Origin of the sequence: Amycolatopsis sp. NBC_00438, from assembly GCF_036026695.1 — a bacterium.
Classification (GTDB): Bacteria; Actinomycetota; Actinomycetes; order Mycobacteriales; family Pseudonocardiaceae; genus Amycolatopsis.
Map to the genome: position 1 here is coordinate 7,176,101 of NZ_CP107923.1, position 22,543 is coordinate 7,198,643.

The window sequence follows — 22,543 nt, forward strand, 5'->3', positions numbered from 1 at the left end:
ACGACTGGTCGCCGGTCGCTACCGGCTGCGCTCGGTGCTGGGCTCCGGGTCGATGGGCACCGTCTGGTCGGCCTACGACGAGTTCCTGCACCGCCAGGTGGCCGTCAAGGAGATGAAGGTCCCGCCGGGCATCCCGTCGTCACAGGCGGACGAGCTGCGGGAACGCACGTTGCGCGAAGCCCGCGCGATCGCCGTGCTGTCGCACCCGAACGTGATCATCCTGCACGACGTCGCCCGCGAGAACGATCAGCCGTTCGTGGTGATGGAGCTGCTGCCCTCGCGCAGCCTGGCGCACATCCTGCGCGACCACGGGCCGCTGACCGTCGAGCAGGCCGCCGCGATGGGCATCGCCGTCGCCTCCGCGCTGGAGGCCGCGCACGCCGCCGGCATCACCCACCGCGACGTCAAGCCGGGCAACGTCCTCGTGGCCAGCGACGGCCGGATCAAGCTGACCGACTTCGGCATCGCCCGCAACGTCTCCGAAGCGACCATGACGCGTACCGGGATCATGCTCGGCTCCCCCGCCTACATCGCGCCGGAGGTCGCCTCGGGCGGTCCCGTCACACCCGCCGCGGACCTGTGGGGCCTCGGCGCGACACTGTTCGCCGCGGTCGAGGGCGCGCCGCCGTACGACGCCGACGGCGACCCGCTGGAGACCGTCGGCCGGGTCGTCAACGGGAAGGTGCCCAAGCCGAAGGCCGGGCCGCTGGCCGACGTCATCTCGGCGCTGATGAAGAAGGAGCCGAACAAGCGGATCACGCTGCGCGACGTCCGGCACCGGCTGTACCCGTTGCAGACGAAGACCGCGCTCGACCTGTTCGGACCCGAGCTGTTCCGCACGCCGGACGGCAAGAAGACGTCGGCCCAGCCGGACGCCACCGACACGCAGGTGATCAAGACCGTCCTGCCGGAGAAGGTGGAGAAGAAGGCCGAGAAGAGCGCCGAGCTCGCGTCCGACCCGGGCCCGCTGCCGTTCTTGAAGCCGCCGGCCGCCGCGCCGGCTCCGACACCGACACCGCCGGCCGCCACCGTGTTCGTCCCGCCGCCGCCCCTGCCGCGGCCGGGACGGCGGACCGGGCGGGCCACCGCCGTGCTCATCGGCGTCGCGATCCTGCTCTTCCTCGTCGCCGCCGGCGGCGGGTTCGCGCTGGCCAGGACGGTCGGTGGCGAGTCGCTGCTGCCGCCGGCGGCCGAGCCGCGGGCGACGTCGAACGGGCCCACCGAGCTGCCGCCGCCCGAGCTGGTCACCCAGTCCGGCGACGCGAACGTGGCGACCGGGGAGAAGGGCGGCGAGTTCGGCCTCGGCGTGCCGAAGGGCTGGCAGAAGTTCGTCGCCCCGCACGACACCCGGTTCGGGGTGAGCACGGTCGTCCAGTTCGTCTCGGAGGACGGCCGCCGCGCGATCCGGCTCGAACGGCTGGCGAACTACTTCGGCGACTACCCGAACGACCAGCCGTACATCGACCAGCTGAAGCAGCTCTACCCCTCCGACGGGTTCCAGCCCTTCCCCTCGGCCCCGCTGGCGAACGGGACCACGCTGACCTTCCGCACGACCGACACCGGCGCCTCGAAGAGCGTCACCCGCGTGACGTTCATGAACCTGCTCAAGGCGGGCTCGAGCCTGTGGGTCTTCTCGGTCACCGCGCCGAGCGAGCAGGAGGACGCGACCCGCAAGGACGTCTTCGAGCCCGTCGCCCGGTCGCTGACCATCTCCGACTGACGACCCGGTACGTCTTCGTCGGCGCGGACCTCCGGCGGCTTTGGGGCCTCGATCAGTCGGGAACGTCGCCGAGGACTTCGCGGGACAGCACTTCCTGGCCGAGGTGGCGCAGGCCCGCGAAGATCCGGTCGCCCAGGACCGTCACCACCAGGCCCGCCTCGATGATCTTGTCGAACGACGTCAGGCCGGTCACGGTGTCGACGTCCAGCTCCGCCACCCGCAGCGCCAGGTGCGCGTACTCCTCGAGGTGCTCCGCCAGCTTGTCGTGGCCCAGCTCCTTCGCCGTGGCCAGCGCCGCGACGACGTTCGCCACCGCGGCCTCCTTGCGCTTCAGCTCGCCCCAGCCGTTGCGGCGGACGATCCCGTCGAGCAGCTCCCACGCCCATTGCGCGGCCTCTTCGGACACCTCGGGCGGGGTGCCGGCCAGCTCCTCCTGGACCACGCCCATCGTGCGGTGCGGGGTCTTGTCGCCGTCGATCGCTTCGAGCACCGTGCCGACCGAGGCCAGCGACATCCCGCCGACCTCGGTGAGGGCCTTGATCAGCCGCAACCGCTGGACGTGCGTCGCCGAATACCGTGCCTGGTTGGGGCTGGTGCGCTCGCCCGGCGGCAGCAGACCTTCGCGCAGGTAGTACTTGACGGTCGCGACCGGCACCCCCGACTCGGCGCTCAGTTCGGCCATCCGCATGCGTTCCGCTCCGATTCTGCTTTCGATTCTGCTTTCGATTCCAGGGTCGGGCTCCGGGGCAACCCTGAAGACTTCTCAGCATGGATAGCTTAACTTCCCATAACGGAGAGCTTGACTATCCATTCTGGGAGGAACCATGACCATCCTTGCCGATCTCCGGACGAGAACCCGCGGGTGGCACCCGCCATCGCGATACGCCGGCGCCGCCTACGGCGTGGTGGCCGTGCTCTGCGTCGCCGCGCTGCTCGTCGACCACCGGACCCTCGAAGGCGCGCCGATCTGGGTCAAGCCGCTCAAGTTCGCGATCTCCGGCAGCCTCTACTTCCTGACGTGGAGCTGGCTGGTCTCGCTGCTGCCGCGGTTCCGCCGCACCGCCGACTGGCTGACGAACGCGCTCGTGGTGATCTTCACCGGCGAGTACGTCCTGCTGGCGCTCCAGGCCGCCCGCGGCCGGGCGAGCCACTTCAACAACGCCACCCCGCTGGACGCCACGATCTACGACGTCATGGGCAAGATGATCATCGGCCTCTGGACGGCGACGCTCGCGCTGACCGTCCTGGTCATGTTCACGAAGGTCGCCGACCGCGCGAGCTTCCGGGCCGTGCGCGCTGGCGCCGTCCTGTCGCTCGTCGGGATCTCGCTCGGCATGCTGATGACGAGCCCGACCGCGCGTCAGCTCGCGCAGTGGAAAGCCGGCGGCGCGCAGGACGTGGTGGGCGCGCACACCGTCGGCCTCGCCGACGGCGGCCCCGGCCTGCCGATCCTCGGCTGGAGCACGGTCGGCGGCGACCTGCGGATCCCGCACTTCGTCGGGATGCACGCACTGCAGGCGTTGCCACTGCTGGCGATCGCGCTGCTCGCGCTGACCTCGCGGTTCCCGCGGCTGCGCGACGACGTCGTCCGCGCGCGGCTCGTCCTGATCGGCGCCGCCGGCTACGCGGGCCTGATCGCGCTGGTCACCTGGCAGGCGTTGCGGGCGCAGTCGATCGTGCACCCGGACGCCGTGACATCGGGCGCGGCCGCGGCGCTCGTGGCCGCCGTCGGGCTGGCCTCATGGGCCGTCGTGCGAGCCCCGGCCCGAGTGGCCGCGTGATGGCCCTGTTCACCTGGGCGTTCCCGCTCGCGACGCCGTTCTGGGCGCTGATGATCCTGCTGCCGAAGTGGCGCTGGACGGCGCGGATCATGCGGTCGCCGTGGGTCCCGCTGCTGCCGCTGGTCTGCTACTTCGGGCTCGTCCTGCCGCACTTCGGGGAGTGGGGGCGGGCGATGCTCCGGCCCGACCTCGGCGTGCTGCAGACACTGCTGGCCACGCCCTGGGGCGCCGGGCTCGTCTGGGCGCACCTCATCGCGTTCGACCTGTTCATCGCCCGGTGGGTGTACTTCGAGGCGCGCTCCCTGGAGATCTCGCCGTGGATCGTCAGCCCGATCCTGCTGCTCACGATCTTCCTGTCGCCGTTCGGGCTGGTGGCTTTCCTGGTGGTGCGGAGCGTCCGGATACGCTCGGCGGCATGAGCGCACAGGAAGCCGCGGCCGTCATCGCCGACCGCACTGGGGTGGACAAGCACGACATCGCCGTCGTGCTCGGTTCGGGCTGGCGCCCGGCCGCGGACGTCATCGGGGAGCCCGAAGCGGAGATCCCGCTGGGCGACCTGCCCGGGTTCGAAGCGCCGAGCGCGGTCGGCCACGGCGGGACGGTGCGCTCGGTGCGCGTCGGCGACCGCCGGGCGCTGATCCTGCTCGGCCGCACGCACTTCTACGAGGGCAAGGGCATCGACCCGGTGGTGCACAACGTGCGCACCGCCGCGGCCGCCGGCGCCCGGACGGTGCTGCTGACCAACGCGGCGGGCGGACTGCGCCAAGGGTTCCAGGTCGGGCAGCCGGTGCTGATCTCCGACCACCTCAACCTGACGGCCCGCTCCCCGATCGTCGGCGCGAACTTCGTCGACCTCACGGACCTGTACTCGGCGCGACTGCGGGCGATCGCCCGCGAAATCGACCCGTCGCTGCAGGAAGGCGTCTACGCGGGCCTGACCGGGCCGCACTTCGAGACGCCGGCGGAGATCCACATGCTGCGCACGCTGGGCGCGGACCTGGTCGGCATGTCGACGGTCCTGGAGGCCATCGCGGCCCGCGCCGCCGGCGTCGAGGTCTTCGGCCTCTCGCTGGTGACGAACCTGGCCGCGGGCATGACGGGCCAGCCGCTCAACCACGAAGAGGTGCTGGAAGCCGGCCGCGCGGCCGCAACCCGCATGGGCTCGCTCCTACGCGACCTCGTCGCCCGCGCCTGACCCGAACCCGTCACTTTCGTCGAGAAAGATGCGCCAGAGGGCCCTCAAAACGCATCTTTCTCGGCGAAAGCTCGGTCTTGAAACGTTCCAGGCGTCGCTTTTCCGATGAACGTAACCCTTGGTGGGGGTTAGGCGAACGACGGGAGTTCGGCGGCTACTTCGGCCGGGGACGGCATTGCCGCGACCTCCGCGGCCAGGGTGGTGGCCGCGGAGCGGACCGACGGGTCCGTCAGCAGGTGGTGGGCCTTCTCCGCGACGGCGTCCGCGGTGACCTCGGCGCCGAGCAGGCGGTCGCCGACGCCCGCCGCGAGCACCGCGTCGGCGTTGCTGAACTGGTCGGCGCCCTGCGGCAGGAGCAGCTGCGGGAGACCCGCGCCGAACGCGCCGAGCGTCGTGCCGCTGCCGCCGTGGTGCACGACCAGGTCGACGTGCGGGAGCAGCGCCGCCTGCGGCACCCACGTCTCGAGCCGGACGTTCGCCGGCACCTCGCCCAGCGCGGCCGGGTCGACGGTCGGACCGGTGGTGACCAGCACGTCGACGTCCAACGCGGACAGCCCGGCGATCGCCGCGCCGAGCACACCGGCGTGGCCCATCGCGGTGCCGAGCGTCAGGTAGACGAGCGGGCGCCGCTTGTCCAGCACCCCCGCGGGCAGCTCGCCCGGCTCGCTCCAGCCGACCGGCCGCAGCGGCACGCGGTGCGCCCGCGCCAGGAAACCCGGTTCCTGCACCGATTCCGGGCAGATGTCGACGAACGGGCCGCCGAACGACAGGTCTTCGCCGACGGTGATGCCCAGGCCGGCGGCGTGCGCGCGGATCGCGTCCCGGATGTGCGTGACCATCGGGTCGTCGGCGGACACGCGGCCGAAACCGTGCGCCACCACGGGAATCCCGGCCTTCATCGCGGCGAACGCGCCGCCGGAGTTGCCGGACTCGCTCACCACCAGGTCGGGCCGGGCGTGCTCGAACAGCGGCAGCAGGTCGGCGACGAACCGCTTCGGCATGAGCTCGCCGAAGACCTTCGCGACGATCGGGCCGAGGACCTCCGGCGGGATCTCACCCGGCGGCCGCCGCGGGCCGGCCGGACCCGCTTCGGCGAACGCCTGACCGAAGGCGTCCTTGATGGCGAGCCCGGCGGCGGCCGTCTCGAGCCCGGCTTTCGTCAGCTGGGGCAGGAAGTCTTCCGAGGTGGCGAAGACGACGTCGTGGCCCGCGTCCCGCGCGGCGAGCGCCAGCGGGACGAGCGGGAACGTGTGACCGAAGGACCCCAGTGAGGTGAAGAGCAAGCGCACCGCCCCGACCCTAGCCCGTAGGCTGTCGCGGTGACTTTGACCTCCACGCTGCGGGACGCCGCGTTCCGCTGGATCGCCGACGACCCCGACGAAGCTTCCCGCGCCGAACTGCAGGCGGTCGTCGCCCGCGCGTTGGGCGGCGACGCCGCGGCCGCCGACGAGGTGGCCGACCGGCTGGCCGGGCCGCTGGAGTTCGGCACGGCCGGGCTGCGCGGGCCGGTGCGCGCCGGGCCGAACGGGATGAACGTGGCGGTCGTCACGCGCACCACGGCGGGAGTGGCGGCCTGGCTGACCGCGCAGGGGCACGCCGGCGCGCTGGTCGTCGTCGGCCGGGACGCGCGCCACGGCTCGGAGGACTTCGCCACGGCCGCCGCGGAGGTGCTGACCGCTGCCGGGTTCACCGTCCAGGCGCCGCCCCGGCCGCTGCCGACGCCGTTGCTCGCCTACGCCGTGAAGCACCTCGGCGCGGTGGCCGGGATCCAGATCACGGCGTCGCACAACCCCCCGGCGGACAACGGGTACAAGCTCTACGACGCGACCGGCGGGCAGATCGTGCCGCCGTCCGACGGCGAGATCGAGCGCGCCATCCAGGCCGCGCCGGCCGCGGTGGACGTGCCGCGCGAGCCGGGCGCCGGGGTGGTCGACCTGCTCGGCAGCTACCTCGACGAGGTCGCCGCACTCCCGCTGGGCGCCGAGCGCATCGTGCGGGTGGCCGCGACCGCGTTGCACGGCGTCGGCGCCGAGACGCTGCGCGCGGCCTTCGAGCGGGTCGGGTTCACCGACCTGCACCTGGTCGAGGCGCAGTCCACCCCGGACCCGGACTTCCCGACGGTGTCGTTCCCGAACCCGGAGGAGCCGGGCGCCACCGACCTGCTGCTGGCGCTGGCGTCCGAAGTGGACGCCGATCTGGCCGTCGCGCTCGACCCGGACGCCGACCGCTGCGCACTGGGCGTGCGCGATCGGGACGGCTCGTGGCGGATGCTGCGCGGCGACGAGACGGGGGTACTGCTGGGCTCGGCCATCCTGTCCACTGTGGACCGCACGATGATGCCGGATCCCTTGGTGGCCACGACGATCGTCTCGTCGTCGTTGCTGGGCGAAATCGCGAAGGCCGAGGGTGCCCGTTACGCGGAGACGCTCACCGGGTTCAAGTGGCTGGTCCGCGCGGGCGACGACCTCGTCTTCGCCTACGAAGAGGCGCTCGGCCTCTGCGTGAACCCGGGGTTCGTGCGGGACAAGGACGGCATCGCCGCCGCGACGCTGGCGGCCGGGCTGATCGCGCGGCTGCGGGCCGAGGGCCGTACGCCCCTGGACGTGCTGGACGAGCTGGCCGAGCGGCACGGCGTGTACGTCACGGACCAGGTTTCGCTGCGGGTCACGGACCTGTCCGTCCGCGGCCGGCTGATGGGCAAGCTGCGCGAGGCGCCTCCGGCCGAGGTCGGTGGCGTCGCCGTGACGCTGGAGGACCTGCTCCCCGGCGCGGACGTCCTGCGTCTCACCGGTGACGGCGTGCGGATCGTGGTCCGCCCGTCCGGCACGGAACCGAAGCTGAAGGCGTACCTGCAGGTCGTCGAGCCGGTGTCCGGATCGCTGGCGGACGCGCGCACGGCGGCGGCCACGCGGCTGGCGGCGTTGCGGACCGACGTGGAGGCGTTGCTGTCCTGATGCCGAAGCTGCTGATCGTGCACCACACGCCGTCGCCGTCGACCCAGGCGATGTTCGAGGCCGTGCTGGCGGGCGCGGCCCACCCGGACATCGAGGGGGTGGAGGTGGTCCGCCGCGCGGCGCTGGCGGCCACCGTCCCGGACGTCCTCGAGGCGGACGGCTACCTGCTGGGGACGCCGGCGAACCTGGGCAGCATGAGCGGCGCGCTGAAGCACTTCTTCGACACGGTGTACTACCCGTGCCTCGACGCGACGCGGGGCCGCCCGTTCGGCTACTGGATCCACGGGAACAGCGACACGTCGGGCACCGAGCGCCAGCTGCTGGCCATCACGACGGGGCTGGCCTGGACGAAGGCGGCGGACCCGGTGATCGCGACGGGCGAGCCGGGCAAGGAGCTGCTGGCGGCGTGCACCGAGTTGGGCGGCACGCTGGCCGCGACGCTGATGGCCTGACCGGGGAAAGTAAGAGGCCTGTCACCGGAAGCCCTGGGGGTCGACCTCCGGCAACAGGCCGTGCCAAGGGTTCGCCGCGAGGCGATCAACCTTGGTGCTATGAAGCGTACTACAGACGGCCGATCATGACGAGTCGGAGGCATGATCGCCTCTCGCCTTGTGGTTCTGTACACCCCCAGGGTACGGAAGAGCAAGGCGAGAGGCGAAGCCAACTGTAAACCACTGCATACGATAGCTGTCAACATGTGCGTACAGTGGTTTCCCGGCTAGAATTTTCACGGTGGAAACCTAGGGGGCTGGGATGGCACAAGAGCGCACCTTCGCGGAACGCCTGACCGCCCTGATCGAGGCGGCCCGCCTCGACGGCCGGGCACCGCACAGCTACCGCGAGATCTCCGCGGCGGTCGAGCGGGCCGGCGGGCCGGCGATGTCGCCCGCCTACCTGCAGCAGCTCGCGACCGGCAAGCGCGTGAACCCGAAGATCCACTACGTCGAGGCGCTGGCCAGGCTGTTCGGCGTGCCCGTCACCTACTTCTTCGACGCGGAGGCCACCGGCCCGGCCCCGGCCGGCGAGGTCCAGCTGATGGCGATGCGCGCGCAGGAGCTGTCGCCGCAGGGCCGCCGTCAGGTGATGGACCTGCTGGAGCTGGTCGAACGCTACGAACGGGCCGAACGTGACGGCCGGAACCCGGAGGACGCGCCGCGATGAAGGAACGCGAGCTGCGCCGCCGGTGCCGGAAGCTGCTGAAGCAGCTGGACATCGGGCCGCCCCTCGACGTCGAGCAGCTGTGCGCGCGGCTGGGTGAGCAGCGGGGCAAGCCGATCCGGCTGATGCCCTACCCGCTGGAGGTCCCCGGCCCGTTCGGCTGCTGGATCGCGACGTCGGCGGCCGACTACATCTTCTACCAGGCCGAAACGACGAAATCCCACCAAGATCACATCATCCTGCACGAGCTCGGCCACATGCTCGCCGACCACCACCCGCAGGGTGACGCCGAGCCGGCGGACTTCCTGCGCGGCCCGGCGCCGGATCTTGACCCGGATGCAGTACACCGCGCCCTGCGCCGGACGTCCTACGATGACGCCCACGAGTGGGAAGCCGAGACCGTCGCGACCATCATCCTCGAGTGGGCGTCGGTCCTGAACTACACGATCCCGCGGCGCGCTGCGGACCGGGATCTTCGCCGGATCCAGGGGGCGCTCGGCGATCACCAAGGGTGGTTGTGAGCACACTTTTCAGCCCCGTGAACGTTCTCGCGATGGCGCTGTTCGCCGCGGCTCTGGCCTGGCGGATCTACCAGCTGGTCCGGGCGCCGACCCTGCCGAACTGGTCCGTCACCGCGTGCATCGCCGGGTTCGCGGCCGCGTTCCTCCTGCAGCAACCAGTGATTTCGGACGACTTCGACGACGTCTTCGGCCTCGGCGGCGCACGGGTGGCGAACAACGCGCTGCTCGCGTGCGCCGTCTGCGCGCTGGTCCTGTTCTTCCTCGGCTCGGCGCTGGGGCCGGTCCGCCGCTACGGGCGGGTGGTCGTCGAGCTGGTGCCGCTGGCCGCGGCGATCACGCTGATGATCGTCGCGATGGACCTGACGCCGCCGGAGCTGCGCGGCGCCCCGCTCGGGCCGGCGACGATCCACGACAGCGGCGTCGCGCTGTTCTACCTGGGTGCCGGGCTGTACCTGATCTACGGCCTGATCGCCTGCACCGCGTGGATCGTGCGCTACCTGCGCGTCGCCGACCGGAACCTGCGGATCGGCCTGCGGCTGAGCGCGGTCGGCCTCGCGAGCGCGGCGGTCGGCAGCATCTTCCGCGCGCTGTACATCGTGGTGGCGTGGGCGTTCGGGCCGGTGGTGCGGATCCTGCTGCTGCTCGGCGTGCCGTTCGTGATCCTCGGCGGGACGCTGTTCCTGGCCGGCGTGACCTACCCCGGCGTCCGGGCGCGCCTGTCCTCGATGCGGCGGCGGCGACGTCACCGCATCGAGCACCAAGCCCTCGATCCACTGTGGACGGTCCTGGTCGGCGCATTCCCCAGCATCGTGCTGCGGACGCCGCCGCGCGGGCCGGCCGCCCGGCTGTCGCCGCGCGGCGTGCACCGCGTCTACTACCGCCGGGTGATCGAGATCCGCGACGGCCTGGTGCAGCTTTCGCCGTACCTGGACGCGGACTTCGGCGAGGTCGTCGCGTCCGACCCCGGCGCCGCCGCGACCGCGTTGAAGACGGCGCTGCGGCGGCACGCGGCCGGCGAGGAGAGCGACGGCCGCGCGAAGCAGGTGCTGCCCGCGGTGGCGGACGACATCGAGTCCGACGTCCGGCCGCTGCTCGCGCTCTCGGCGGCGATGGGGGCGTGACGTGGACACCCTGATCACCGCCGGCCGGGTGCTGCCGAGGCCGTCGGCGCCGGTTCCCGACGGCGCGGTCCTGGTGCGCGACGGCGTCATCGTGGCGGCGGGCCCGCGCGCGGAGGTGCAGGCACAGGCCGCGCCCGGCGCCGCGCGGCACGACTTCCCGACCGGCACGGCGCTGGCGGGATTGTTCAACGTCCACGTGCACCTGGCGTTCGACGCGTCCCGCGAGATGCTGGCCCACTTCCTGGCGGGCTCCGTCGTGGCGGACGCCCGCTCGCGGCTCGCGTCGATGCTGCGCAGCGGCGTGACGACGGTGCGGGACCTCGGCGACCGCGGCCACCTCGGCGCGGCCGTCCGCCGCTCACTGGACGGCGAGGCGGCGCCGAGGCTGCTGGTGTCCGGCCCGCCGATCACGGTGCCGGACGGGCACTGCCACTTCTTCGGCGGCGCGACAACGTCCGACGCGTCGATCCGGTCCCTGATCGACGAGAACGCGGCGGCGGGCGCGGACGTGATCAAGGTGATGGCCAGCGGCGGCCAGATCACCGAGGGCGGCGCGGACATGTGGGAGTCGCAGTTCGACGCCCGGCAGCTGGCGCTGATCGTCACGCACGCGGCTTCGCACGGCCTGCCGGTCGCGGCGCACGCCCACGGCGCCGACGCCATTGAGGCCGCGGTCGAGGCCGGCGTGTCGACGATCGAGCACTGCAGCTTCCTGACCGGCCCCCGTTCGTTCGACCGGCGGGATCCGGTGGCCGAGCGGATGGCCGCTCGGGGGATTTCGGCGTGTTCGACGAGCAGCCGCAACTGGCGGACGATCGTCGAGAAGCTGGGCGACGAGGCCGCGCAGGCGATGTACGGCCGGTTGCCGTGGCTGGAGGAACACGGGGTCCGGCTGCTGGCGGGTACCGATGCGGGGTTGCCGGGCTCGGTGTTCGACGATCCGGTCGGCGCGCTGGAGTTGTACGAGTGGCTCGGATTCGGCCGTCGGCGGATCTTGGAGATCGCGACGGAGGACAGCGCGGCGGGACTCGGCCTTTCGGCGGTGACCGGACGGCTTGAAGCCGGGCTGGCGGCTGACGTGCTGGTGGTCGAGGGTGATCCGCTGGCTTCGCTCGCGGCGCTGCGGAACCCGTTGCTGGTGCTGGCCCGGGGGCGGGCCGCCGGGTAGGTGGGTCGCGGGCCGGTCGTGCTCTTTTCGGTACGAACGGGCCACTCGCGCTGGGTCGCGGAGCGCGCGAAAGGGCCAGTCGTGCCCTTTGCGGCGCCGACGGGCCGCTCGCGCCCTTCGCCGGCTGAAAGTGCCACTCGCGGCTGACAGCCCGTGCGAAAGGGCCACTCGCACCTTTCGTGGCACGAACGGGCCACTCGCGCCGGTCCCCCAGGCGCACGAAAGGGCCAGTCGCGCCCCTGCAGCACCAACGGACCGCTCGCGCCCTTCGCGGCACGAACGGGCCACTCGCGCCGGTCCCCAGGCGCACGAAGGGGCCAGTCGCGCCCATTGCGGCACGAACGGGCCGCTCGTGCCGATCCTCCGAGCGTGCGAAAGGGCCACTCGCGCCCCCGCCGCGTCACCCACCCGGCTGGATCCACCCCAAGCCCCCGCGTCATCACCCCCAGCCAGCTCCTCCGTCCGGCAAAGTCACCCCCATCGGCGGTCCCGATCAGGGCACGCCAAATTTTGTGACACCGTTTTAAAACAGTGTTACAGTGACTCCACCCCACCTCGAAGGAGTCCTCCGATGCACGGACCCGTCCAGCTCTTCACGGTGATCGCGCTGGTCTCGCTGCCGACCGTGATGTACGGCGGCTACGCGCTGATGGGCGTCATGCGCGACCGAAAACTTACCGAGCACCAGCGGGCGATGTTCCGCGCCGGCCACGCGCATGCCGGTGTTCTGCTGATCCTCGCCCTGGTCGCGTTGCAGATCCTGAGCCGCACCACCTTCTCCGACACCACCCTCTGGATCGGGAGTTTCCTGCTGCTGTTCGGGATCCTCGCCCAGTCCGGCGGGTTCTTCCTGCACCTGATCCCGAACCGGGGCAAGCTCGGTGGGCGCGTGACTTCCGTCGGCGCGCTGCTCCTCGGCGCGGCGACGTTGCTCACCGCGTACGGGGTCGCCTTCGCCTGACAAAACCGGTCGTTAAGCTGGTCACGTGCCTGAATACCTGCCGACCGCGCCCTACAAGGGGACCCGGGACTTCCTGCCCGCCGAGATGTCCGTGCGCACGCAGGTGTTCGGTCATCTCTACGACGTCCTCGAGCGCCGCGGCTTCCTCCGCTATGACGGCCCGATCCTCGAATCCGCCGAGATCTACGAGCGCAAGTCCGGCCAGGAGCTCGCCGACAAGCAGCTGTACACGCTCACCGACAAGGGCGGGCGGCGTCTCGCGCTGCGGCCGGAGATGACGCCGTCGGTCGCGCGGATGATCGCCGGGAGCGCGAAGTCCCTTTCCTTCCCCGTGCGGTGGTACAGCCACCCGAACTGCCACCGGTACGAGGCGCCGCAGCGCGGCCGCGTGCGGGAGCACTGGCAGATCAACGCGGACATCTTCGGCTCGGACAGCGCCAACTGCGAGATCGAGATCTTCGAGCTGGTGCACGACATGATGGCCGCGCTGGGCGCGACACCGGACATGTTCGTGCTGCGCGTCAACGACCGGAACCTGCTGACGTCGGCGCTGACCGACGTCGCCGGCGTCTCCGAGGACCACCTCTCCCAGGTGTTCGCGCTGGTCGACCGCTGGGAGAAGTACCCCCGCGAGAAGCTGGCGGAGGGCGCCGGCGAGATCGGCCTGTCGGACAAGCAGTTCGACAAGCTGGCCGAGACGCTCGACAAGGGTGAGGCGCTCCTGGAGGAGCTGCCGGCGGCGGTGCGCGAGCAGTCGAACCTGGTGAAGGTCCTGAACAGCAGCGCGGGTTCGCTGGTGAAGTACGAGCCGATCATCGTGCGCGGGCTGGCGTACTACACGTCGACCGTGTTCGAGGTCTTCGACACCTCGCCGGAGAACCGCCGCGCCCTGTTCGGCGGCGGCCGCTACAGCGACCTCGCGTCGATGTTCACCGCGCAGCAGATCCCGGGCATCGGCTTCGGCATGGGTGACGTCACGCTGATCGACTTCCTCGAGACGCACGGCCTCACCCCGGCGCCGCGCAGCGAGGTCGACGTCATGGTCATCCCGGTCACCGAGGACCTCTCGGACGCGGCCCGCTCGGTGGCGCAGTCGCTGCGCCAGGCCGGGCTGCGGACGTCGACGCCGATCGAGCACCGCAAGCTGGGCAAGGAACTCACCCGCGCGGACAAGGCGGGCGCGGTCGCGGTGGTGATCGTCGGCCAGGAGGACTGGGCGGCCGGGAACGTGACGGTCCGCAGCCTCGCCACGCGCGAGCAGAACCCGGTCGCGATCGCCGACGCGCCCGCGGCGGTCACCGCGCTGCTGGCCTGAAATCGGTTCGACTCCCCCTCGGCGCCCGGGCATCCTGGGCGCCGAGGGGGAATGCCGGATGCTGGAAACCGAGCTGACCGTCGAGGATCTCGACGCGTTCGCCGCGGGTGACGCCGCCCGCTGGGCGGACTTCGACCTGGCGTACCGGCGGTACTGGTGGACCGGACGCGACGCACAGCTGAGCCGCCGTCCTTCGCGGGCCGAACTGGCCGCGGCCGCGTGCCACGGGAACGGGCGGCTGCGGGAGGCCGCCGTCGAGCGGCTCGCGGTCCGCACCGATCCCGAAGTACTGCCCCTGTTGCTGATCCGCTGCGTCGACTGGGTGCGGCCGATCCGGGATCTCGCACGGCCGCTGACACTGTCCAAACTGGACGAAGCGGCGTTCCGCGCGATGCTGCCGCTGATCGGCGTGCTGCGACGGCGGCAGGTCGACGACTGGATGACCGCACTGTTCCGCCAGGCGCTGACCCCTCGGCTGCTCGACGACGCGCTGGCGCTGCAGGACAACGAAAGCCGCCGCTTCGCCCACCACGAGGCGATCGGGCTGCTCCCGGCCGGACGGCTGCTCGACATCGCCGCCGGGGACCGGGACGTCCGGATCCGGACGTTGTGCGGTTCCGCGTTGCTCGACCGCGGTGAGGCCGTCGAGGAGCTGCTCGCCGCCGGGACGCCGAAGATCCGGATGCGCGCCCTGACCCTTCTCGGCGAAGACACCGCGGTGGCGCACCTCGCCGACCGGGCGTCGGCCGTGCGCTCCATGGCCCAGGCGTTGGTGCTGAAGGCGGGCGGCGCCCCGGTCGCGCACTACCGCACCCTGCCGGTGACGCCCGGGGTGCTCGCGGGACTCGGCGAGACCGGCACCGCGGCCGACGCCGAACCGCTGGAGCGGCACCTCGCCGACGAGCGGCCGCGGTTCCGGGCCCTGGCCGTCCGCGGCCTGCGCCGGGTGGCGCCGGAGTCGACGGCGGTGCGGCCGTTGCTGACCGACCTCTCCCCCGCCGTGACCCGGCAGGTGGTCGAGTTCCTGCGCGGCAAGCCCGCGTTGGTCGACGTGCCCGGGCTCCGGGCTCTGCTGAGCCCGGAGCACCCGGTCCACACGCGACGGGCGGCCGCGGCCCTGCTGCGCGACCGGGACAGCTGGCTGCGGCTGCACACCGACCTCCGCCTGCTGCACGACCCGGACCTGGGCGAAGACGCCCACCAGGACCTGCGGGCCTGCCGCGACCACCTGACGAACGTCTACACGAAACCGTCCGCGGAGGTGCGCGCGGACATCGAGGCGATCTACGCCGACCTCGACCCCGCACTGGCCCGAAGCATCCGGTTGACCATCGGCACCTGAAGTCAGGCGAGATCCGCGCGCAGCAGGCGGAGGGTGAACGTCGCCCCCGCGCCGGGGCGGGCGACGGCGGCGATCGTGCCGCCGTGGCCCGTCACCACCTCGCGGACCAGCGCCAGGCCCAGGCCGAAGCGGCGGCCGTCGCCCTCGGTTCCCCGCGCGAAACGCTCGAAGATGCGGTCCGAATCCGCCTGCGGGAAGCCGACGCCCGTGTCGCGGACCCGCAGTTCCACATAACGGTCGTCCGAAAGCCCGAGCCACACCTCGATCGAACCGCCCGGCGGGGTGTGGCCCAGGGCGTTGTCCAGCAACGCCGAAAGCACGCGCCGCAACGCCGTCGGGACGCCCTGGACGACGTACGGTCCGCGCTCGCGCGTCACCGCGATCCGGACCTGGCCCGCCCCCGCGCGCACCGCCTCCGCCGCGACCGCTTCCTCGGCCAGCACGGCCAGCTCCACCGGCACCAGCTCCGGCCGGCCCCCGCACGCCTGCGCGGACAGCAGGAGGTCTTCGACGACTTCGCCGAGCTCGCGCGTCCCCCGCACGAGCTGCTCCAGACCCTCGCGATCCCGCTCCGACGACCGCCGGGCCAGCAGCTGCGCCCGCGTGTGCAGCCGGGTCAGCGGAGCGCGCAGCTCGTGCGAGGCGTCCGAGACGAAGGTGCGCTGGCGGCGCAGCGCGTCGGCCAGCGGGCGGATCGCGCGGCACGCCAGGACCCGGCCGCAGACGAGGGCCGCCAGCAGCGCCAGCAGCTCGGCGACCCCGAGCCCGAACAGCAGCGACGAGCGGTCCTGGATCTGGTACCGCTCCTCGAAGTACGCCTGCGAGACGACGCCGCCGTGGTTCTCCACCCGGATCGTGTACGTCATGCCGCCGAGCGACCGGCGTTCCGTGTGGACGTCGCCCGAGGCCGGCGCCAGCGCGGCCAGCCCGGCGACCGGCACCCCGGCCGGGGACGGCCCGGCCGGCGTGTGCAACGCCGGGGTGAACAGCCAGACGCAGCCGGGCGGGGTCGCGGCCGGGCCGAGCTCGATCGTGCGGGCCAGCGTCCGGTCGGCGTCGGCGTGCTGACCGGACAGCAGCATCCCGTAGGCGATCCCGCCCGCGACGGCCACCAGCAGCGACACCACCACCGCGATCTGCGTGGTGATCACCCACCGCGCCCGGCGCAGGGCGCGGGCTTCGGGGTCGCCGGGGTCGCCGCGGGGTCTCACACCGCGCCGATCTGGTATCCGAGCCCGTGCACGGTGCGCACGACGTCCCGGCCGAGCTTGCGCCGCAGGTAGTAGACATAAGTGTCCACAATGGACTCGCCGGTCGAGTCGGCGAACACGCGGGTGCGCAGCGCCGCCCGCGGGTGGATCGCCTTCGGCCGCTGCGCCAGCGCCCGGAGCAGCTCGAACTCGCGCCCGGACAACGTGATCCGCTCGCCGCGCGGCAGCACGACCTCGTGGCGCTGCAGGTCGAGCGCGGCGGTACCGAGCGGGATGCACTCGGCGCCGTCGAGGTCACGGCGGCCCAGTGCGCGCAGCCGGGCCAGCAGCTCCTCGGTCTCGAACGGCTTGACGAGGTAGTCGTCGGCGCCGGCGTCGAGCCCGCCGACGCGGTCGGCGAGCGTGCTCAGCGCCGACAGCATCAGGACGCGCGTCGTCACCGCCCGGGCCCGGAGCCGGGCGAGCAGCTCCAGGCCGTCGAGCACCGGCAGCCGGCGGTCGATGATCATCACGTCGTACCGCCCGGTGAGGCCGAGGTGCAGCCCCCGCTGGCCGTCGTAGGCCGCATCGGTCTCGTAACCTTCGTCCGCGAGCAACTCGGCGAGCAGGCCCGCCAGTTCCCGGTCGTCCTCGACGAGAAGCACTCTCGGTTTTTCCGCCGCATCGTGCACAACCCCATACTGGCAGTTATTTTCTGGTATTGAACCCTCAACTTTTCCCGGTTAGCGGTACTGGTTCCGCCATCAGGACCACTTCGGTGGTCCCTCTGCGGGCATCACGGCGGTCGAGCCAGCTGAGCACCGGCGCGGTCATGACGGTGGTCACCAAGGCGACGAGGACCAGCACGGTGAACAGAGCGGGCGAAACGATCCCCGCCGCGAGCCCGACGTTGAGCGCGATCAGCTGCATCAGCCCGCGGGCGTTGATCAGCGCGCCGACCCGCAGCGCGACCGGCTGCGACTCCCCCACCAGCCGGGCCGCGCCCCAGCACGCGCCGAACTTGCCGATGATCGCGACCACGACGCAGAGCACCGCGAACAGCAGCAGCTTCGGGTCGGCGAGCAGGGCGAACCGGGTGTTCAGGCCGGAATAGGTGAAGAACAGCGGGAGGAACACGATCCGCCCGATCGGCATGATCTTCGCGAGCACGGCGTCCGCGGCGGGCACCCGCGGGAACACGATCCCGACGCAGAACGCGCCGAACACCGCGTACAGGCCGATGATGTCGGTGAACCACGCGGCCGCGAACAGCGTCAACGCCGTGATCAGCATCTTCTGGTCGGCGGAGATCCGTTCGCTGCCCATCGCTTTCGCGAGCACCCGTCGGCCGACGAGCACCAGCAGCAGCGCGAACAGCAGCCCGCCGCCGACGGCGAGGGCCACCGGCCCGGCCGAGTCGGCGTGCATGCCGAGCACGACGGCCAGCAGGACCCACGCCAGGACGTCGTCGAGGGCACCGCAGGCCAGCGCGAGCGAGCCGAACCGCGTCCCGCCGAGGCCGCGTTCGGTGATGATCCGCGCGAGCATCGGGAACGCCGTGATGGCCAGCGCGACGCCGACGAAGGCCGCCGACGTCACCAGCGAAACGCCGTCCTTGCCGATGCCGGCCCAACTCGACCCGAACACCGCGACCCCGACGCCGAGCGCCAGCGGGACGACCGTGCCGGCCGCCGAGATCGCGCCGACCGACTTCACCGAGCCGCGGATGCTGCGCAGGCTGAACTCGTACCCCGCGCCGAACATGTAGATGACCAGGCCGATCTGGCCGCCGACGTAGAGCAGCGGGCGGACGCCGTCCGGGAACAGCCCCGTCTGCACGGCCGGCAGGACCAGCCCGAGCAGTGACGGGCCGAGCAGCACGCCGGCGATCATCTCGCCGACCACCGGCGGCTGACCCAGCCGCACCGCGACCATGCAGACGACCCGGCAGACCACGAGGATGACCGCGACGGCGAGGAAGAACGCCGGCGCCGCTTCGGTGGGGGTCATGACTTTCCTCCGGCGAAGTAGGTCGAGCAGAGGGCTTGGCGACGGGCGTCGATGACCATGTACGTGCCGAACACGAGCTGGGCGAGGCTGCGCCAGACGTCTTCCCAGCGGTCGCGCACCGCGAGCCACACCAGCGGCGCGCGCTTGCGGCGGGCGCCGACCGGGGTGAGCAGCGCGGGACCGCGGTTGGGGATCGAGCGCGTGTGCCCGGCGGTCGAGGCGAGGCTGAACCGGCGCAGCACCTCCCGCGCCACGACGCGCATGGTCAGCGGCGCCAGCCCGCGTGCCGGGCAGGCGCGGTTCTGCGCGATGCCGAACGGGACGAAGTTGACGTCCTTCTTGGCCTGGACGGCGTGCGAGCACCAGCGTTCCGGGTCGAACTCCTCCGGGTGCTCGAAGCCGGCGTGGTGGAAGTCGGGGTAGCTGAAGCAGAGCACGGTACCGGCCGGGATCGTCAGGTTCGCCAGCTCGATGTCGGCCGTCGAGATCCGGTGCGCGATGCCGAAGAGCGGGTACGTCCGCAGGCCTTCGTCGATGACACGGTCGAAGTAGGCGTCGTCGTCCGGGTTTTCGGCGAGGCGACGCTGCACGTCCGGGTGCTGCGCGACGATCATCAGCAGGTGCGCCATCGCCTCGGACATCTGCACGACGGCGGTGTTGAAGAACGTGCCCTGCAGGTAGTAGACCTGCTCCTGCGGTGTCAGCGACTCCGGCAGCGGGTGCGGGACGTCGTCGAGGCGCCGCCGCAGGTACTTCGTCAGCCGGGCCCGGCGGCGCATGTTTCGCGGCCGCACGCACTTCAGGGCCGAGACGACGTCGTCGGCGTTCGCCACGATCAGGTCGCGCGCCTCCGGCGGGCAGGGTTCTTCGAAGACCAGCTCGTAGTACAGCTCGGCCCAGATCGGCATCATCTCGTCGCGCAGCCGGATCAAGCCGCCGTCCAGCTGGTCCAGCACGTGCGTCGCGACCCGCTGCGTCAGCTCTTCGGAGTCCTTTTTGGACTTGACCAGGATGTGCCGGGTGCACTTGGCGACCTCGTCGTAGCGCGGCCCCGGTTCGAGGTGCTCCTGGTGCACCTCCGGCCCCGGCGCGAGCCAGTACCAGAACAGGTCCGACAGCGCGGCACCCCGGCTGCGGCCGTTCGCCGCCGGGTCGGCGTAGACGCGCCGGAAGTCCTCGGCGCCGACCTGCTCGCCCGGGATCGTCACCGTGTCCTCGCCGTTGACCAGCGAGAAGATCTTCACCCGCAGCGCGACGACCCGGCCGGGCAGCCACGCGGGCGCCGTCGCCAACGCGGCGGCGGCAAGCGCTTTCCCGATCATCGCCGCACCTGGTCCGGAGTCAGGTCACCCGGGTGCCGGCCGCCGCACATCGCCAGGGCCTGGTCGAAGTCCTCCCGCAGCAGTTCGAGCACCTTCGAGACGCCCTCGCGCCCGCCCGCCGCGAGTCCCCACACCACGGGACGGCCGACGCCGACCGCGTCCGCACCCAGGGCGAGGGCCTTGACGACGTCGGTGCCGCGGCGAATGCCGCCGTCGAGCAGCACCGGCATCGCGCCGCCGACGGCCGCCGCGATCTCCGGGAGGACGTCGATCGTGGCCGGGACGGTGTCGAGCTGACGGCCGCCGTGGTTGGACACGACGATCCCGGCGACGCCGTGGTGCACCGCGAGGCGCGCGTCCTCGGGGTGCAGCACGCCCTTGATCAGCACCGGTAGCTTCGTCTTCGAGCGCAGCCAGGCGATGTGCTCCCAGTTCAGCCCGGCGGACATGACGATCTCGCGGACGTGGCTGGCGTTGCCGCCGCTGCGGTTCTCGCCGATGTTTCGGAGGTTTTCCACGACCAGCCCCGACGGCAGGTCGTGGAAGTCGTTGCGGTCGTCGCGCTCGCGGCGGCCGAGCACCGGCGAGTCCACGGTGACGACGAAGGCCTTGACGCCGGCGGCTTCGGCGCGGCGCACGATCGCCTCGGTGAACTCGAGGTCCGGTTGCAGGTAGAGCTGGAACCACAGGGCCGGGTCGGGCGCGACCTCCCGCGCCGCCGCGGCGACGTCCTCGATCGCCGTGGTCGAGGCCATGCTGACGATCATGATCGTGCCCGCGAGCGCCGCGGCCCGGGCCGTCGCCAGCTCGCCGTCGGCGTGGGCGAGCCGGTGGAACGCCGTCGGCGCGATCAGGATCGGCATGGACGCCTGGGAGCCGAGCAGCTCGATGCTCAGGTCCCGTTTGTCGCTGCCGCGCAGGACGCGGGGCAGCAGCTTCAGCTTCCGGAACGCGGATTCGTTCTCGGCGAGGGTGATCTCGTCCTGCGCGCCGCCCGCGTAGTAGTCGTAGTGCGCCGGTTCGAGCCGTTGCCGCGCCACCGCCTCGAACTCCGCGATCGTGCGCATCACAGTTCCTTGGTGAAGAACGCGGTCAGCGGTCCGATGTGGACTTCCCGGTCCCACTCGTTCTCGAGGTTCTCGGTCACGTGGTGGGTGGCGACCAGCTCGCCGCGGCGGTAGTGCCGGACGATCGGGTGCAGGTAGTGGCCCTCGCCGTGGTCGTTGGCCTGGTCCTGGCTGGCGCGCGCGACGAAGTCGAACGGGTCGATCTTGTCGTGGTCCGGGCCGTAGTCGAGGGTGACGACGAAAGCGTTCTCCGGCGGGTCGTCCAGCACCCGCGCCACCGGCACCTCTTCGAGGTAGCGCGCGGTGTCGCCGTCGATCGTGAGGACGTCGCCGAGGAAGCCGAACTGCTGGTACAGCGCGGAAGTCCGGTTGATCCGGGTGATCACGGCCTCGGTCAGCGCGTCCGGTTTCGCGGGCAGCTCGGTGCTCGGCCACGGCGTCTCGTGGTAGCGCTCGCCGAGGACCTTGGCCAGCGCGCGGACGCCGTAGCGGAAGCCGTGGATGAACGCGCTGGTGGCCTTCTTGAAGTCGCGGACCTGCGTGATCGTGCCGGCGAAGTAGAGGCCGGGCACGTTGACCGACTCCCAGCTGGACGTCTGCGCCGGGAAGCGGTCGTTGATGGTGAGCTGCGGGCGGGTGTCGTCGTCGAAGACGTCGGCGTCGAACCGGAAGCCGGTGCAGATGATCACGCGGTCGTAGCGGATCTCCTTGACGATCTCGTCGACCCGGGCGAAGGCGTACTTGACGTGGTAGCCGTCGGCGTCCTTGCGGATCTCGCGGACGTCGCCGTCGAGGATCGCGTGCTGCAGCTTGAGCTGGTACATGTCGAGGATGCCCGCGTTGTACGCTCGCAGGTGGCCGACGAAGTGCGTGCGCCAGGCCAGTTTCACCGGCCGCGGGCCGCCGACGTGCACGATCGCGGCCGTCTCGATCAGGTTGTCCGCCGTCTCGAACGCGGAGTTCCCCTTGCCCAGCACCAGGACCCGCTGGTTCTTGAACTCCTGCGGATCGACCGAGACGTCGGAGTACTGGTCAGCGAGCTCGATCCCCGGGATGTCCGGGGTGTAGGACTTGCTGACCCCGGTGGCCATGACCAGCCGTCGCGCGCGGAACTCGGTGTCCCCGGCGGTGACGACGAAAGTTTCGCCGTCACGTCCGATACGCGTCACGCGCGTGTCGTAGCGGACGTCGATCTGGTACTTCGCGGTGTAGTCGGCGAGGTAGCGGAGCAGATCCTCGGCGACCGGGAAGAGCTTTTCGCTGTAGTCGGTGAAGAGCACCGGATCGTCGTCGCCGTCGGCGAGGATCGAGTTCCAGTCCATCCGGAGGTTCAGCTCCGGGTCGGTCCAGCCGGTGTACTTCTTGTTGATCGAGATGAGCGTCCGGTGCCGCGGGTAGGTGCCGAAGAACGTGCCGGGCGCGGACCCGGCCTCCAGCACCAGGTACCGGCGCCCGGCGTGGCCGAGGAACTGCCCCAGCTGCAGCCCGGCCGGCCCCGCGCCGACGACCAGATAGTCGAGAACTTCCTCGGACACGAAGACCTCCAGGCTCGGCACCGACCGCATGATCGGGACCGAGCCTTCCCCGGAGATCTCAGAAAACCTTCAGAGGCAACTCCCAGCGTGCCCGGTTCCGGCTTTCGCTGGTCGCGGTCTCACCGGGTGAGGATGCCGGTCAACGGAGTGGTCGAGTGGCCTGATCGTTCCCCTGCTTGGCAG

General features: G+C 71.6%; 21 protein-coding genes. 13 read left to right on the forward strand and 8 right to left on the reverse strand.

Features of this window, described 5'->3' with window-relative positions; translation table 11 throughout:
* The first annotated feature begins 52 nt into the window (after positions 1 to 52).
* Complete coding sequence (locus OG494_RS32270) at positions 53 to 1,720, forward strand: serine/threonine-protein kinase (protein WP_442874512.1); 1,668 nt, start codon at positions 53 to 55, stop codon at positions 1,718 to 1,720.
* Between the two features lie 52 nt (positions 1,721 to 1,772).
* Here the strand turns inward: OG494_RS32270 and OG494_RS32275 are convergent, their stop codons facing one another.
* Complete coding sequence (locus tag OG494_RS32275; RefSeq protein WP_328445162.1) at positions 1,773 to 2,408, reverse strand: MerR family transcriptional regulator; 636 nt, start codon at positions 2,406 to 2,408, stop codon at positions 1,773 to 1,775.
* A gap of 136 nt (positions 2,409 to 2,544) precedes the next feature.
* Here OG494_RS32275 and OG494_RS32280 point away from each other — a divergent pair, with 136 nt between their 5' ends.
* The 3 genes from OG494_RS32280 to OG494_RS32290 are packed head-to-tail and all read left to right on the forward strand — an operon-like array spanning position 2,545 to position 4,696.
* Complete coding sequence (locus OG494_RS32280) at positions 2,545 to 3,501, forward strand: hypothetical protein (RefSeq protein ID WP_328445164.1); 957 nt, start codon at positions 2,545 to 2,547, stop codon at positions 3,499 to 3,501.
* Positions 3,501 to 3,920 carry an ABA4-like family protein gene (locus OG494_RS32285; protein ID WP_328459086.1) on the forward strand — a complete coding sequence of 140 codons (420 nt, stop codon included), beginning with the start codon at positions 3,501 to 3,503 and terminating at the stop codon, positions 3,918 to 3,920. The genes OG494_RS32280 and OG494_RS32285 overlap by 1 nt, the downstream gene beginning before the upstream one ends.
* The gene (locus OG494_RS32290) at positions 3,917 to 4,696 is read left to right on the forward strand and encodes a purine-nucleoside phosphorylase (protein ID WP_328445166.1); all 780 of its coding nucleotides are present in this window, start codon (positions 3,917 to 3,919) and stop codon (positions 4,694 to 4,696) included. Before OG494_RS32285 ends, OG494_RS32290 begins: the two co-directional genes overlap by 4 nt.
* A gap of 128 nt (positions 4,697 to 4,824) precedes the next feature.
* Here the strand turns inward: OG494_RS32290 and OG494_RS32295 are convergent, their stop codons facing one another.
* A complete protein-coding gene (locus OG494_RS32295; protein WP_328445168.1) occupies positions 4,825 to 5,985 on the reverse strand; it encodes a glycosyltransferase in 1,161 nt (386 codons plus the stop codon).
* A 30-nt stretch (positions 5,986 to 6,015) separates the two neighbouring features.
* Between OG494_RS32295 and OG494_RS32300 the strand changes: the two genes are divergently transcribed.
* The 9 genes from OG494_RS32300 to OG494_RS32340 all read left to right on the forward strand — a co-directional run bounded on the left by OG494_RS32300 (position 6,016) and on the right by OG494_RS32340 (position 15,236).
* Positions 6,016 to 7,650 carry a phospho-sugar mutase gene (locus tag OG494_RS32300; protein ID WP_328445170.1) on the forward strand — a complete coding sequence of 545 codons (1,635 nt, stop codon included), beginning with the start codon at positions 6,016 to 6,018 and terminating at the stop codon, positions 7,648 to 7,650.
* Positions 7,650 to 8,102, forward strand: a complete 453-nt coding sequence (locus OG494_RS32305) for a flavodoxin family protein (RefSeq protein WP_328445172.1) — start codon at positions 7,650 to 7,652, stop codon at positions 8,100 to 8,102. Before OG494_RS32300 ends, OG494_RS32305 begins: the two co-directional genes overlap by 1 nt.
* Before the next feature lie 301 nt (positions 8,103 to 8,403).
* Positions 8,404 to 8,811 (forward strand): helix-turn-helix transcriptional regulator, encoded by a 408-nt coding sequence (locus OG494_RS32310; protein ID WP_328445173.1) that lies wholly within the window; start codon positions 8,404 to 8,406, stop codon positions 8,809 to 8,811.
* Positions 8,808 to 9,329, forward strand: a complete 522-nt coding sequence (locus OG494_RS32315; RefSeq protein WP_328445174.1) for a hypothetical protein — start codon at positions 8,808 to 8,810, stop codon at positions 9,327 to 9,329. Before OG494_RS32310 ends, OG494_RS32315 begins: the two co-directional genes overlap by 4 nt.
* Positions 9,326 to 10,450, forward strand: coding sequence for an MAB_1171c family putative transporter (locus tag OG494_RS32320; protein ID WP_328445175.1), 1,125 nt, complete (start codon positions 9,326 to 9,328; stop codon positions 10,448 to 10,450). Before OG494_RS32315 ends, OG494_RS32320 begins: the two co-directional genes overlap by 4 nt.
* Before the next feature lies 1 nt (position 10,451).
* Positions 10,452 to 11,618: an amidohydrolase family protein gene (locus OG494_RS32325; RefSeq protein WP_328445177.1), complete on the forward strand. Its 1,167-nt coding sequence runs from the start codon at positions 10,452 to 10,454 to the stop codon at positions 11,616 to 11,618.
* A 571-nt stretch (positions 11,619 to 12,189) separates the two neighbouring features.
* Positions 12,190 to 12,579 (forward strand): hypothetical protein, encoded by a 390-nt coding sequence (locus OG494_RS32330; protein WP_328445179.1) that lies wholly within the window; start codon positions 12,190 to 12,192, stop codon positions 12,577 to 12,579.
* Between the two features lie 25 nt (positions 12,580 to 12,604).
* Positions 12,605 to 13,894 carry a histidine--tRNA ligase gene (gene hisS, locus OG494_RS32335; RefSeq protein ID WP_328445180.1) on the forward strand — a complete coding sequence of 430 codons (1,290 nt, stop codon included), beginning with the start codon at positions 12,605 to 12,607 and terminating at the stop codon, positions 13,892 to 13,894.
* A gap of 58 nt (positions 13,895 to 13,952) precedes the next feature.
* Positions 13,953 to 15,236 (forward strand): hypothetical protein, encoded by a 1,284-nt coding sequence (locus OG494_RS32340; RefSeq protein WP_328445181.1) that lies wholly within the window; start codon positions 13,953 to 13,955, stop codon positions 15,234 to 15,236.
* Between the two features lie 2 nt (positions 15,237 to 15,238).
* Here OG494_RS32340 and OG494_RS32345 read toward each other — a convergent pair whose 3' ends face one another.
* From OG494_RS32345 to OG494_RS32370, 6 genes are all read right to left on the reverse strand, one after another.
* A complete protein-coding gene (locus tag OG494_RS32345) occupies positions 15,239 to 16,447 on the reverse strand; it encodes a sensor histidine kinase (RefSeq protein ID WP_328445182.1) in 1,209 nt (402 codons plus the stop codon).
* Positions 16,444 to 17,091, reverse strand: coding sequence for a response regulator transcription factor (locus tag OG494_RS32350; RefSeq protein ID WP_326946167.1), 648 nt, complete (start codon positions 17,089 to 17,091; stop codon positions 16,444 to 16,446). The genes OG494_RS32345 and OG494_RS32350 overlap by 4 nt, the downstream gene beginning before the upstream one ends.
* Positions 17,092 to 17,155: 64 nt before the next feature.
* On the reverse strand, positions 17,156 to 18,436 hold the full coding sequence (locus OG494_RS32355; protein WP_328445185.1) for a cation:proton antiporter: 1,281 nt from the start codon (positions 18,434 to 18,436) through the stop codon (positions 17,156 to 17,158).
* Positions 18,433 to 19,758 (reverse strand): cytochrome P450, encoded by a 1,326-nt coding sequence (locus OG494_RS32360; protein WP_328445187.1) that lies wholly within the window; start codon positions 19,756 to 19,758, stop codon positions 18,433 to 18,435. Before OG494_RS32360 ends, OG494_RS32355 begins: the two co-directional genes overlap by 4 nt.
* Complete coding sequence (locus OG494_RS32365; RefSeq protein ID WP_328445189.1) at positions 19,755 to 20,825, reverse strand: alpha-hydroxy acid oxidase; 1,071 nt, start codon at positions 20,823 to 20,825, stop codon at positions 19,755 to 19,757. The genes OG494_RS32360 and OG494_RS32365 overlap by 4 nt, the downstream gene beginning before the upstream one ends.
* The gene (locus tag OG494_RS32370; protein ID WP_442874304.1) at positions 20,825 to 22,381 is read right to left on the reverse strand and encodes an NAD(P)-binding domain-containing protein; all 1,557 of its coding nucleotides are present in this window, start codon (positions 22,379 to 22,381) and stop codon (positions 20,825 to 20,827) included. The genes OG494_RS32365 and OG494_RS32370 overlap by 1 nt, the downstream gene beginning before the upstream one ends.
* Positions 22,382 to 22,543 lie beyond the last annotated feature (162 nt).